Genomic DNA, 13,063 nt, shown 5'->3' with positions numbered 1-13,063 from the left:
ATTTTATGATATAATTTTAATAAGAAGGATTTCTGATAAACTTTTCTTTAATTCAATATTTTATGTGAGGTGTTTAGCAATGCAAATTAAAAATGGCAAGGTCTTTTTCAAAGACGGAAGTTTTAACGACGTAAATATTGACATCGAGAACGGCAAGATCAGTTCAGTGGGCGATTTTGCTACGGCAGACGATGCCATTGACGCACAGGGTTTGTATGTTGTCCCCGGTTATGTTGATATACATATTCACGGTGCAGACGGAAGCGACTTCTGCGACGGTTACAAAGAGAATATAGCTACTATTTCCAAGTACTTGGGACAGCAGGGCGTTACAACATTTGTTGCCGCTACAATGTCTTTTGATGAGGGTACTTTAACACAGGTTGCTCATGCAGCTAAGGAATTTGCAGCAGAGGACAACTGCGAGGGCGCAGCTCTCAGAGGTATAAACATGGAAGGCCCATTCTTCTCAAAGGCAAAGAAGGGCGCACAGAGCGATAAGTACATTATCGACCCTGATTATGATTTCTACAAGAGAGTTAACGACGAGTCCGGCAACATGATTAAGCTTGTTGACGTTGCTCCTGAGCTTAACGGCGCTATGGACTTTATCGATAAGGTTTCAAAAGAGTGCAGAGTAAGTATCGCTCATACAGAGGCCGACTATGATACAGCTGTTGAAGCTTTCAATCACGGTGTTTCCCATATTACACACCTTTTCAACGCTATGCCTCCGTTTACACACAGAGACCCCGGCGTTGTTGGAGCTGCTTCCGACTATGCAGAGCATGTTGAGCTTATCTGCGACGGTATTCATATTCATCCGGCAGTAGTAAGAACAGTATTTAAGATTTTCGGCGACGATAAGGTTTGCCTTATCAGTGACTCCATGAGAGCATGCGGACTTCACGACGGCGAGTATTCTTTGGGCGGACAGAAGGTTTATGTAAAAGCCGGCAAAGCAACACTTGAAAACGGAACAATCGCCGGAAGCGCTACCTGCCTTGCAGAGTGCGTAAGAAGAGCTGTTAAGTTCGGTGTTCCTATGGCTTCTGCTCTCAAGGCTGCAACAATCAATCCTGCACAGGCTGCAAGAATTGACGACGTTTGCGGAAGCATCGAAGAGGGCAAGGCTGCTGATATCCTTATCATGGGCGAGGATTTGGTTCCTAAGATGATTATCAGAGGCGGCAAGATTATTTACGGCGCATAATTTACATAGTTAATAATTATTGATTTATTCAATATATATTAGAAGAAGTAAACAAAATTTGGACAAAGGGGATAATTGAAATGAAAATTTTATTTGCAAAAGATTATGATGAGATGAGCCGCAAGGCAGCCAACATCATTGCTTCTCAGATTACAATGAAGCACAACAGTGTTCTCGGTCTTGCAACTGGTTCAAGCCCAATCGGAACATACAAAGAGCTTATCAAGAAGTATGAGCAGGGCGACCTTTGCTTCGACGGCTGCTACACAGCAAACCTTGACGAGTACAGAGGCCTTACAAAGGACAACGACCAGAGCTATGCTTATTTCATGTACAATAATCTTTTCAAGTATGTAAACATCAACATGGATAAGACAAACATTCCTGACGGTTCTAATCCTGACGCAGACGCAGAGTGCGCAAGATACGACAAAGTTGTTGAAGATTTGGGCGGCGTTGATATTCAGCTTCTTGGTATCGGCCACGACGGTCACATCGGCTTCAACGAGCCAGACGACAGCTTCCCAGTTGGCACACACTGCGTAAAGCTTACAGACATGACAATCGAAGCAAACAAGAGATTCTTTGCACGTAAAGAGGACGTTCCAACCGAGGCTTACACAATGGGTATCGGCACAATCATGAAGGCAAAGAAAATCCTTATGGTTGCTTCAGGTAAAGATAAGGCAGAAATCCTTTACAAGACAGCTTGCGGAGAGGTTAAGCCAGACGTTCCTGCTTCAATCCTCAGACTCCATGCAGACGTAACAATCGTTGCTGACGAAGCTGCTCTTTCAATGATTATCGAGAAAGCTCCAGAGCTTGTTATCGGTCTTCCAAAGAAATAATTTTTGATGTAATAAATAACATCAATTAAAAAAACTCCCCGTTTTGGATAATCCAAAAACGGGGAGTTTTCGTATAAAAAGGAAGTTGTTGAAATCAAAATATTTTTGTGTTTTTAAGCACTGCTGAATTTTAATCGGAAATAAAAATCTTTTTCTGGTTAAGATTTATTTTTATGGTTGTGCCTTTGCCTAAGACAGAGGAGGCTGTTATTTCATGTCCAAGATTTTTGCAAATTCTCTTGCATAGATACAGACCTATGCCGCTGGCTTTTTTGTCGTTTCTGCCGTTGTAGCCTGTGTAACCGTTTTCAAAAATTCTCGGCAAATCCTCCGGTGCAATTCCTATTCCTGTGTCCTTTATGCAAAGCTCTTGATTGTCGTTTACAAAAACGGAAATGCTTCCCTGCTTTGTGTATTTAAGGCTGTTGGATAAAACCTGCTCTATTACAAATAACAGCCACTTTTCATCGGTGACAACCTTTAAATCCGAGGGGCGATAGTCAAGCTTTATTTTCTTTCTTATAAATTGGCTGGCAAATTTTTTTATGCCCTGCCTTACAATACTGTCAATATCGTATTCACGGATTACGTAGTCGCTGGAATTTGAATCAAGCCTGAGATAACAAAGTACCATTTCCACATACTGCTCTATTCTCTGTAAATCCTCAGTAAGCCTGCGTGAAAAGTCAGAGTCTTCATTTTGAAGATTGAGCCTCATGGCGGCGATTGGAGTTTTTATCTGATGAGCCCACATGGTGTAGTAGTCTATCATTTCGTTGTAGCGTTCTTCCATTTTAAGGCGTATTTGTTTGTTTTCTTCAAAAAGAATGTTAGCCACATCTCCGTAGTCCTTTTCAATCTCGTTTTTGGCTTCCGGAAGAAATTCCATTCCGTAAACTGTAAGCTTTTTGATTTTTTCTAAATCCTTATGAGTTTTTCGTATGCTGTTAAAATCACGGATAACAAAAATCAAAGCCACCAAAAGACACAAGGCTAAAGGGTACAGCACAGCGCCCAAGGGAAGATGATAGAGGGCAAAGGATACGGAAAAAATAACGGCAAATATAAGGAAAACCAGTATAACCTTTTTTCTGTAGTTTAGATAAGAAATGAGAAATTTCATAATAAACCGCCTTTCACAGTATCACATAACCCACGCCGAATTTTGTGGTTATAAAATTTTTAAGTCCTGCGGCGTCCAGCTTTTTTCTCAGGCGGTTTACATTTACAGTAAGTGTGTTTTCGTCAACAAAGCTGTCGGTTTCCCAAAGTCTTTCCATAAGTCTCTCACGGCTAACAATTTTCCCTTTGCTTTCCATAAGGGCAAGCAAAATTCTGTATTCGTTTTTTGTGAGGATGATTTTTGTTTCGCCGTAGGTCAAGGTGTTGTCACCTGTGTTGAGCATTGCTCCTCTGTGTTCAAAGACAGTGACGGATTTTCCGAAATCGTAGGTTCTTCTCAAAAGAGCCTGAATTTTAGCCATAAGCACGCTTTGGTCAAAGGGTTTTGCAACAAAATCGTCGCCGCCCATGTTCATAGCCATAACTATATTCATGTTGTCAGAGGCTGAGGATATAAAAATTATCGGAACGCTTGAAACACGACGGATTTCACTGCACCAGTGATAACCGTTGAAAAATGGCAGGGAAATATCCAAAAGTACAATATGAGGGCTGAATGAAGCAAACTCAGCCAAAATGTTTCTGAAATCCTGAGCCACTTTGACTGTGAAATCCCACATTTCCGCCTGTTGTTTTATAGCTGAAGCGATAGAGCTGTCGTCTTCTACAATATATATCTTGTACATAGCTTTCTCCGTATTTTTAAATAATTCTTTTAATAAGTATATCACCAAAGAAAAGATATCTCAACAGCAAAAATCCCCACGGAAATAAACAAATTTGTGGGGATTCGTTTTAAAATCAGATAATTTTATAAATTGCGCTTTCGTAAGGTTTAAGCTCTATATTTTTTAAATCAAGGATTTTTTCTGTGGGGTAGTTTGAAATAAGTGTTTGATATTGTCAATATTACTTTACACTTTTTTCTCAAGGATGTTCGATCTATGCTGCCTCCTGCACTGTTCATGCTTTGGCGAATGCCATATTTATTGATTGCTTTACGGTATAATTCGCTTGTATACTGTGTGCCCCTGTCACTGTGAAGGATTGCACCACAAAGCATTGGGTATACTTTAACAGCATTATCCAAAGTCTGTTCGCACAAGCTTGCTTTCATATTTGTATCCATAGCCAAACCCAATACTGCCGGATCATAACAGTCAAAGATGGCAGAAATATAGAGTTTTCCATCAGATGCTTTTATTTCCGTCATATCGGTTACGCATTTTTCAAGCGGTTTTTCTGCTGTAAAGTTGCGTTTTATTAAGTCATCGGATTTGCGAGCCTCTTTGTCTGCTTTGGTAATCCCGTTTGGCTTGCGTTTTGGTTTATGAGTAAGACCAATTTCTTCCATGACCCGATAAACAGTTCTCTCACTTGGAATAGAAACTCCATCGGGCTGTTTAAGCTGTAATGCCCGATAAATACGGATTCTTCCATAAGTATCATTGCATTCATCTTCGCGACTGATATCCAGCATAGCGTCTGCCAGCGACTGATATTTCCATGGAGCATCCTTTGTTTTCAGATAATTATTGAATGCATGTCTGGAAACAGGTTTTGACAATTTCAGCTACTTTATCAGGAAGTTTAAGGAATACAAGGGAGTAACCCCGAAACAATATAAAGAGCTTGTAAAAGCCATAAAAACTTAATATCGGTAATTTATTTAAAAATCAAATTCAACATCCACTCACGAAATTGTTTTTTCTTTGTCACAGAAAGCGGATAAAATTTCTCTGTCTATAATAAGGATAAATAGGTTTTATTGATTAAAAAGCTCCATTTTCAACAATATATATTAGATGATTTCGCAATTTAGCGTTAAAGTCTTTCCAAGAATAAAAATTTGATGTATAATAAAAGGTACGAAATTTATTCTTACTCAAGGACAGGGATTTTATGACGGAGCATTATCTTGACAACAGCGCCACAACGGCGGTTTGCCGTGAAGCGGCACAGAAAGCTTTTGAAATGATGACAACAAAATACGGAAACCCTTCGTCCCTCCACAACAAGGGAATGGAAGCGGAAGACGAGGTGGAGAAATCAAGAGAAATAATCGCTAAATCCTTAGGCGTAACACCTGAGGAAATATTCTTCACCAGCGGCGGCACAGAAGCCAACAACACAGCTATAATCGGAGCCGCCCACGCCGCAAAGCGCAAGGGAAACAAAATAGTTATCTCCGCTGTTGAGCACAGCTCTGTTTTGGAAACAGCAGAAAGCCTTGAAAAGGAAGGTTTTGAAGTGGTTAAAATTTTCCCCGACGAGGACGGACATATCAATATAAAGAATATTGAAGAGGCTATAGACGAAAAAACCGTGGTTGTTTCCGTTATGACAGTGAACAACGAAACGGGAGCTATTTTCCCGACGGACAAGATTGCAAAGATTATAAAAAGAAAAAAATCCCCTGCTTTGTTCCACACGGACTGCGTTCAGGCTTACGGAAAAATTCCCCTTAAAGCTTCAAAGCTGGGCGCTGATCTTATAACCGTAAGCGCACACAAGGTTCACGGGTCAAAGGGAGTGGGCGCACTTTACATAAGAAAAGGCGTGAGAATACTTCCACTTATCCACGGCGGCGAACAGCAGAAAAAAATCCGTCCCGGCACAGAGGGAGTTCCTCTTATCTGCGCTTTTGGAACAGCGGTTTCACTTTTTGACATTGAGGAAAATATGAAAAATATAACCGCTCTGCGTGACTATGCCTTGGAAAAGCTTCTGCAAATCGACGGAGTACAGGTAAATTCTCCAAAGGATTGCCTGCCATATATTATCAACATTTCGGTTTTGGGAATAAAGAGCGAAACTATGCTTCACCATTTGGCTTCCAAGGGTGTATATATTTCCAGTTCCAGCGCCTGCGCAAAGGGTCAGAGAAGCTATGTTTTAAAGGCCATGAAGCTTTCCGACCAGAGAATTGACAGCGCACTTAGAATAAGCTTTTCAAAGTTCAATACAAAAGAGGATGTGGACGCACTTGTGGAGGGGATAATTTCCGGATGCGGTTCACTGGTAAGAAAAAAATACAACTGATAAAGAAAAGGATTTATGAAAATGAGAGAAATAATTTTGATAAAACTGGGTGAGATTACACTTAAAGGCCTTAACAGAAGAACCTTTGAGGATATTCTCAAAAAGAACATAAAAAACAATCTGCGTGATTTGGGCGCATTTAAAATTTCTTCCGCTCAGTCCACATTGTATGTTGAGCCTCTTTCCGAGGATGTGGATTTGGACGAGGTAAGCTCAAGAATTGAAAAAATCTTTGGAATAGTTGCATTTTCCCGTGCCTGCGTTTGCGACAAGGACATGGACGACATTGTTTCCAAGGGACTTGAGTATCTCTGTGAGGAATTGGAGGAGGCTTCCACATTTAAGGTTGAGGCAAAGCGTTCCGATAAAAAATTCCCTCTTAAATCACCGGAAATCTGCGCATATACAGGCGAGAAAATCCTTGAGAAATTCCCTCACCTTACCGTTGACGTGCATAACCCGGACATAATTGTAACCGTGGAAGTACGTGACTTTGCGGCTTATGTGCGTGGTTCTGTTATCAGGGGAGCAGGCGGTATTCCTGTTGGAACAGGCGGAAACGCCGCAATCCTTATAAGCGGAGGAATAGATTCTCCGGTTGCCGCATGGATGATGGCAAAAAGAGGAATAAAGCTCACAGCAATTCACTTTGCAAGCCCTCCATACACCAGCGAAAGAGCGGAACAAAAGGTTGTAAAGCTTTTGAAAAAAGTAAGCCTTTACAGCGGAAGAATGACAATGTATACAGTTCCTTTTACTGAAATTCAGGAGGTTATCCAGAGCAAATGCCCTGAGGAGCTTTTCACAATTATAATGAGAAGAATGATGATGAAAATTTCCTCAAGAATTGCCGCAGACAATGACTGCACTGCCCTTATCACAGGCGAAAGCTTGGGTCAGGTTGCAAGCCAGACAATTCACGCACTTGCCTGCACCGACGAAGCCGCCGACATGCTGGTTTTCCGTCCCCTTATCGGAATGGACAAGGAGGAAATAATAACTATTTCCAGAAAAATAGATACTTTTGAAACATCAATAGAGCCTTACGAGGACTGCTGCACAGTGTTTACACCAAAACATCCACGCACACGTCCGGTTCTTAAATATATAAAACAGGCAGAAGAAAAAGCAGATTTCGACGCTATGATTGAAAAAGCTCTTTCAGACCTTAAAGTAACTGTGATTGAGCCTTGAAATCAAAGCCGAAATCCGGTAAAGGAGGAATGTTTCTTAAATGAACTGTGAATTATTTTCAATTCGAGGAAATCAGGAAGAAATAAACCGTCTTAATCAAAATTTGGGAGCTATTGTAGCAGGTCTTGCAAAACTGGATATACAGATTTTATTTAAGACGGAGATTGACAGAAGCACCTCAAAAATAGAAGAAGCCATAATCAACAGTGTAAACGACCAGTCGTCACCGGAGATTATAATAATAGCTAACGCCATTGACGAAACCTGCGGAGCGGATTTTCAGTCAGTGTTTTCAAAAATTATTTATAACTGGGAAACCAGATATAAAAACTCTCTCCCAATTCAGGATAGAAACAAACAATTTCACGTTAAAGTGTTTACGATTGACAATCTGGGATGCGGTCAAAACGGATACTGCTTTACAATTTACAACACAAGGATAATTGTACTTCCCAGTGAAACCTTGGCGAAAAAAAATATTGTAAATTTAATATTTGAAGCCACAACCTGCGCTTTGAACAAGTTCAGGGGAAGCAACCTGCTTTTTCCGAATGGTTTTGATTTTTCTAATGATAATCAGAAACCCGCCGAGGAAACACAAAGCACAGGAAATAACGAAATCTACAGTAACTCAGAGCCTGAACCAACCGATGAGGAACAGGAGAGCATTGAGATTACTTCTTCCCAGGAAGAGGAAACCAATATCCAAAAGGATATAGAGTTTATTCCGGAGCCACTTTCCAAAAAAGAGGAAAAAAAGCTTAAAAAAGCCGAGAAGAAGAAAAACAAAAAGGGATTTTTCAGAAGAAATTTCCCGTGCAAAGGGGATAAGCCTCTTGAGATTGTGAGAAAGTCTGTTATCCTTGTGGCTTTTGTGACAATAGTTATAAGCGCTGCTATGATTGTAAACGAGGTTGTAATTCTTCCTGCGCAAAATGAAAAACGTCAAAACGAAATACAGAATATTTTCTATAATAAGCCTACAGCTAATACAGAAATTCAAGATGAAACCGAGGAAACAGAGGAGACCTCTGAAACTGAACCTGAAGAGATTTCATACAACTGGGACGCTCTCAAGGAAATAAACGACGAGATAATAGGCTGGATTTCCATAGACAATACGGTAATCGACTATCCTGTGCTTTCCCATGAAGGGGATGAGCCGGGAACAACAAACCCCTACTATCTTACACACAACTATGCCGACCAGTGGGACAGCTACGGTTCAATCTTTACCGACCCAACATCATACGGCGGACTTGATACTAAAAATATCGTTCTCCACGGTCATCACATGAACGACGGAAGCATGTTCGGAAATCTCACATATTACGGTACAGGTTTTGCTGACGGCAACGGAACGCCTAATGTAAATCTTGATTTTTATAAGTCAGCTCCGATAGTTCACTTCAATACACCTGAATGGAATGCGGACTGGAAAATCATTGCTGTAATCCATACAAACGCTCTGGAAAGTCACGGAGAATTTTTCAATTACCTTGCAGGTAATTTCAGTTCCGATGAGGAGTTTCTTGACTTTGTATACGATGTAAGAGAAAGGTCAATTATCGACACAGATGTAACTGTAAACGAGGATGACCAGCTTATAACACTTTCAACCTGCACATATGAGTTTGAAAATTTCAGAACCGCAGTTATTGCAAGACGTGTTCGTCCCGATGAGGACCCAACAGTAAATGTTGACAATGCGTCAGTGAATACGGATATGGTATGGCCGGATGTCTATTACTGGACCTACGGCGGCACAAAGCCGGAGGAAAAGAGTTTTTCAGAGGCATATGCAGACGGAGAGATAAGCTGGTATGACGGCGATCTGTACAGCTCAGAATCCTAATAGGTGACGGATATGAAATGTTATTTGATATATTACTTTGCAAAGAAAACCGCTCTCTGCGAAAAGGCTTTGAAAACAGAGCTTTCCGGATGCGGCGTCAGCATAATGAAAATCCTCGGTGCGGCAGATCCTGAGTATCTGGGAAATATGATGACCGACGGACTTAATCACTGCAATATAGTCATAACGGTGGGAGGACTTAACTCATCAGGTGATATTTCACTTGAGAAAACCCTTTCGTCGGCAGTTGAAAAAGCCGGCGGCACAATGGACGATGTTCAGAAGCTGCCTTACGGAAAAAATCACGATAAATTTGGTTATATAATCGAAAGGGGAAGCCAGTGTATTGTGGCTCTTCCCGATAGCCCGGAGGGAATTTCCGAACTTTTTGACGAACCGCTGTCGAAATATTTCGAGGAAAAAGTAAAAGCGGCAGAAAATAAAAAAGCTTAATAAAAAACGGGATACACAATGGAGGTATCCCGTTTTTGTTGTGTTGTATAATCAAAGGATATTTCAGGTTCAAATAAATTAAAAAGAAAAGTTAAATGTAATTAGCCTATTTCAAAATTAAGGAAAAGACCTCGCCCGACCTGTGCAGGTGTTAATCTTTTATTTCCTCCCTTTGCAGGTCGGAAATAAAAGATGTGACATGAATGTAAGAAATTGAGGGGGAAATGTAAGGGAGTTCTATGGCGTTTGGGTTTTGTTTTCTGTTACAATATAGACACAGAAAAAAAGAAAACCAACTGTAAGCGAGCCGTTCCAAAGATTTAGGAAAGGTTTCGCCCGACGGAAAACAAAAGCTAATTTCAAACTTGACCTTTCTATGCCGGAGATAAAAAACGAAAATAGAAAAGTCAACTATGAGCGAGCCATTCCAAAAGTTAAGGAAAAGGTTTCGCCCGACGGAAAACAGAAGCTAATTTCCAGCTTATCCTTTCTCCGTCGGAAATAAAATATAAAGGAGGATATATGAATGAGTATTTTGGAGGTCAGCGGACTTAGAAAGGTATATACAACACGACTGGGCGGAAATAGAGTTGAAGCCCTTAGAAACGTAAACTTTTCCGTAGAAAACGGAGAATATGTGGCAATTATGGGTGAGTCCGGTTCAGGTAAAACTACGTTGCTCAATATCCTTGCGGCTTTGGATAAGCCTACATCAGGAGTTGTTGTGCTGGACGGTCAGAATTTGGCAAAGATAAAGGAATCACAGGTGGCAACATTCAGACGTGATAATCTTGGCTTTGTGTTTCAGGATTTTAACCTGCTTGATACATTTTCTTTGGAGGATAATATTTATCTTCCGCTGGTGCTTGCGGGCAGACCCTATAGGGAAATGAAAGAAAGACTTGACCCTATAGCTCAAAGACTGGGAATTACCGAGCTTTTGAAAAAATATCCTTACGAGGTGTCAGGCGGTCAGAAACAGCGTGCGGCGGTGGCAAGAGCATTGATTACAAACCCAAAGCTGATTTTGGCAGACGAACCTACAGGAGCCTTGGACTCAAAGTCAACAGATGAGCTTTTGGAGCTGTTCGGAGAGATAAATAAGTACGGACAGACAATTTTAATGGTTACACATTCAGTAAAGGCGGCAAGCCATGCCGGACGTGTTATGTTCATAAAGGACGGAGAGGTGTTCCACCAGATTTATAGAGCGAATAACACAATACAGCAGTTCTATCAGAAAATTTCAGATACACTTACTATGCTTGCAACAGGCGGTGACAGAAGATGAAAAAAGGAATTTATTCACGCCTTGCCCTTACAGGCATAAAGAAAAATAAAAAGCTTTATATACCATATATTTTAACCTGCATAGGTATGGTTATGATGTTCTATATTATAACCTTTCTTTCAAGCAGTGATATGATGATGAACTACCCCGGCGGAGAAACTATGAGAGGTATTCTCGGCTTTGGAGTTTATGTAATTGGATTTTTTGCGGTGATTTTCCTTTTTTATACCAACTCTTTTCTTGTGCGAAGAAGAAAAAAGGAATTTGGTCTGTATAATATTTTGGGAATGGGCAAAAGAAATATCGCCCGTGTAATGCTTTGGGAAACATTGTTTATAGGCGCTTTTTCAATAGCTGTGGGAATGGCTTTGGGAGTTTTGTTTTCAAAGCTTGCAGAGCTTGTTATGGTAAACATAATGAGCATGGATGTAACCTTTGGCGTGACCATTGATTATAAAGCTATTTATTACACTGTGGTTTTGTTTGCGGTTATATTCTTTTTAATACTTTTAAATTCCCTCAGACAGGTTCATCTTTCAAACCCTATAGCCTTGCTTCACAGTGAAAATGCGGGAGAAAAACCGCCAAAAGCAAACTGGTTCTTTGCGGTTTTGGGAGTTTTGATTTTGGGATGCGCCTACTATCTTGCAGTTACAATTAAAGACCCTGTAACAACACTTGCGGCGTTCTTCTTTGCGGTTATTATGGTAATCATCGCCACTTACCTTATATTTATTTCCGGTTCTGTGGCATTCTGTAAGATTTTGCAGAAAAAGAAAAATTACTACTATAAGACAAACCATTTTGTTTCAGTGTCTTCTATGAGCTACAGAATGAAGAGAAACGGAGCCGGTCTCGCTTCAATATGCATACTCTGTACCATGGTTTTGGTTATGATATCCTCTACAGTGTGCCTTTATTTGGGAAAAGAGGATTCATTAAGGGAGAGATATCCCAGAAATATAAATATAACTATGACATCTCAGATATATTCAGATTTGATTTCACAGGACGCTAACAGCATTGCAAACATGAGCATTGAAACAGCGGAAAATATGGGATATAAACCCGTAAACGCCATTGATTATACAATGCTTTCCTTTGTAAGCTACATCAGAGACGGAGAAATTGTTTTTGACGACGGCGAGAATGGATTTAACTATGCGACAAGCGATTTATGGCAGATATTTATAGTATCTTTGGATGATTACAACAGACTGACAGGTTCACAGGAAAATCTAAACGAAGATGAAGTTATGATATATACATCGAAGGACATGGACTATAATTACGATGTTCTGAAAATAAAGGGTCAGGAGCCTTTGAATATAAAGAAAGTTGTAACGGATTTTGAAAATAACGGAGTTGACACAATGCAGATAATACCTGCCCTTTATATATTTGTTCCCGATTTGGAATTGCAGACGGAAATGATATCGGAACAGTCCGAAAATACCATAGGAAACATAAACAGATTTGTAGGCTATGACCTTGATGCCACTGACCAACAGCAGACAGATGTTTTTAATGAAATATACGATTGGCTGAGAACCTCACATGTTAACAGTGCGGACAGCAGTATGTACGTATATGTTGAGGGAGTAGCAAATGAAAAGTTTGAATTTTTCGGACTTTACGGTGGATTGTTCTTCCTCGGAATAATACTTGGTATAGTGTTCATATTTGCGGCGGTGCTTATTATGTACTACAAGCAGGTTTCAGAGGGATATGAAGACCAGTCCAGATTTGAGATAATGCAAAAGGTGGGCATGACTAAAAGAGAAATCAAAAAGAGCATAAACTCACAGATGCTCACAGTATTCTTTATGCCCCTTATCGCCTCAGGAGTGCATCTCGCCTTTGCGTTCCCGATGATTTACAAAATGCTTATACTTTTCGGACTTGTAAATAAAGTCTTTTTGATAATGGTGACGGTGGGATGCTTCCTTTTGTTTGCACTGCTTTATATGCTGGTGTATAAAATCACCTCGAGAGCCTATTATTCAATAGTCAGCGGAGGAAAGGAAAAATAATAAACCGGAGGT

At 40.3% G+C, this 13,063-nt stretch carries 12 protein-coding genes; 9 read left to right on the top strand and 3 right to left on the bottom strand.

Annotation, left to right across the window (positions count from 1 at the left end; translation table 11 throughout):
* Positions 1 to 79: 79 nt before the first annotated feature.
* Both nagA and nagB read left to right on the top strand, forming a co-directional pair.
* Complete coding sequence (gene nagA, locus CGICJO_RS01390) at positions 80 to 1,213, top strand: N-acetylglucosamine-6-phosphate deacetylase (RefSeq protein ID WP_486499353.1); 1,134 nt, start codon at positions 80 to 82, stop codon at positions 1,211 to 1,213.
* An 80-nt stretch (positions 1,214 to 1,293) separates the two neighbouring features.
* Complete coding sequence (gene nagB, locus CGICJO_RS01385; RefSeq protein WP_486499352.1) at positions 1,294 to 2,061, top strand: glucosamine-6-phosphate deaminase; 768 nt, start codon at positions 1,294 to 1,296, stop codon at positions 2,059 to 2,061.
* A gap of 130 nt (positions 2,062 to 2,191) precedes the next feature.
* Here nagB and CGICJO_RS01380 read toward each other — a convergent pair whose 3' ends face one another.
* From CGICJO_RS01380 to CGICJO_RS01370, 3 genes are all read right to left on the bottom strand, one after another.
* Positions 2,192 to 3,184 (bottom strand): sensor histidine kinase, encoded by a 993-nt coding sequence (locus CGICJO_RS01380; RefSeq protein ID WP_486499351.1) that lies wholly within the window; start codon positions 3,182 to 3,184, stop codon positions 2,192 to 2,194.
* Positions 3,185 to 3,197: 13 nt separating this feature from the next.
* Positions 3,198 to 3,869, bottom strand: coding sequence for a response regulator transcription factor (locus tag CGICJO_RS01375; RefSeq protein ID WP_486499350.1), 672 nt, complete (start codon positions 3,867 to 3,869; stop codon positions 3,198 to 3,200).
* 170 nt (positions 3,870 to 4,039) lie between these two features.
* Positions 4,040 to 4,750 carry a DDE-type integrase/transposase/recombinase gene (locus CGICJO_RS01370; RefSeq protein WP_486499349.1) on the bottom strand — a complete coding sequence of 237 codons (711 nt, stop codon included), beginning with the start codon at positions 4,748 to 4,750 and terminating at the stop codon, positions 4,040 to 4,042.
* On the opposite strand from CGICJO_RS01370, the gene CGICJO_RS01365 reads away from it, so the two are divergent.
* The 7 genes from CGICJO_RS01365 (at position 4,719) to CGICJO_RS01335 (ending at position 13,051) form a co-directional block, all read left to right on the top strand.
* Positions 4,719 to 4,838: an AraC family transcriptional regulator gene (locus CGICJO_RS01365; RefSeq protein ID WP_486499348.1), complete on the top strand. Its 120-nt coding sequence runs from the start codon at positions 4,719 to 4,721 to the stop codon at positions 4,836 to 4,838. The genes CGICJO_RS01370 and CGICJO_RS01365 overlap by 32 nt on opposite strands.
* A gap of 247 nt (positions 4,839 to 5,085) precedes the next feature.
* The gene (locus tag CGICJO_RS01360) at positions 5,086 to 6,225 is read left to right on the top strand and encodes a cysteine desulfurase family protein (protein WP_486499347.1); all 1,140 of its coding nucleotides are present in this window, start codon (positions 5,086 to 5,088) and stop codon (positions 6,223 to 6,225) included.
* Between the two features lie 21 nt (positions 6,226 to 6,246).
* Positions 6,247 to 7,419, top strand: coding sequence for a tRNA uracil 4-sulfurtransferase ThiI (thiI, locus tag CGICJO_RS01355; protein WP_087376970.1), 1,173 nt, complete (start codon positions 6,247 to 6,249; stop codon positions 7,417 to 7,419).
* 40 nt (positions 7,420 to 7,459) lie between these two features.
* A complete protein-coding gene (locus CGICJO_RS01350; RefSeq protein ID WP_486499346.1) occupies positions 7,460 to 9,274 on the top strand; it encodes a class B sortase in 1,815 nt (604 codons plus the stop codon).
* Positions 9,275 to 9,286: 12 nt separating this feature from the next.
* Positions 9,287 to 9,727 (top strand): hypothetical protein, encoded by a 441-nt coding sequence (locus CGICJO_RS01345; protein WP_486499345.1) that lies wholly within the window; start codon positions 9,287 to 9,289, stop codon positions 9,725 to 9,727.
* 526 nt (positions 9,728 to 10,253) lie between these two features.
* A complete protein-coding gene (locus tag CGICJO_RS01340; RefSeq protein WP_087376962.1) occupies positions 10,254 to 11,018 on the top strand; it encodes an ABC transporter ATP-binding protein in 765 nt (254 codons plus the stop codon).
* Positions 11,015 to 13,051 (top strand): ABC transporter permease, encoded by a 2,037-nt coding sequence (locus CGICJO_RS01335; protein ID WP_486499344.1) that lies wholly within the window; start codon positions 11,015 to 11,017, stop codon positions 13,049 to 13,051. Before CGICJO_RS01340 ends, CGICJO_RS01335 begins: the two co-directional genes overlap by 4 nt.
* Positions 13,052 to 13,063 lie beyond the last annotated feature (12 nt).

The organism is Candidatus Limousia pullorum, assembly GCF_057405065.1.
The sequence above is the reverse complement of the archived record's forward strand: the minus strand, read 5'-3'. Positions and strand labels throughout refer to the sequence as shown.

Excerpts from the sequence above, each read along its gene's own strand:
- nagA (WP_486499353.1), top strand. The coding sequence starts at position 80 with ATGCAAATTAAAAATGGCAAGGTCTTTTTCAAAGACGGAAGTTTTAAC.
- nagB (WP_486499352.1), top strand. The coding sequence starts at position 1,294 with ATGAAAATTTTATTTGCAAAAGATTATGATGAGATGAGCCGCAAGGCA.
- CGICJO_RS01380 (WP_486499351.1), bottom strand. The coding sequence starts at position 3,184 with ATGAAATTTCTCATTTCTTATCTAAACTACAGAAAAAAGGTTATACTG.
- CGICJO_RS01375 (WP_486499350.1), bottom strand. The coding sequence starts at position 3,869 with ATGTACAAGATATATATTGTAGAAGACGACAGCTCTATCGCTTCAGCT.
- CGICJO_RS01360 (WP_486499347.1), top strand. The coding sequence starts at position 5,086 with ATGACGGAGCATTATCTTGACAACAGCGCCACAACGGCGGTTTGCCGT.
- thiI (WP_087376970.1), top strand. The coding sequence starts at position 6,247 with ATGAGAGAAATAATTTTGATAAAACTGGGTGAGATTACACTTAAAGGC.
- CGICJO_RS01350 (WP_486499346.1), top strand. The coding sequence starts at position 7,460 with ATGAACTGTGAATTATTTTCAATTCGAGGAAATCAGGAAGAAATAAAC.
- CGICJO_RS01345 (WP_486499345.1), top strand. The coding sequence starts at position 9,287 with ATGAAATGTTATTTGATATATTACTTTGCAAAGAAAACCGCTCTCTGC.
- CGICJO_RS01340 (WP_087376962.1), top strand. The coding sequence starts at position 10,254 with ATGAGTATTTTGGAGGTCAGCGGACTTAGAAAGGTATATACAACACGA.
- CGICJO_RS01335 (WP_486499344.1), top strand. The coding sequence starts at position 11,015 with ATGAAAAAAGGAATTTATTCACGCCTTGCCCTTACAGGCATAAAGAAA.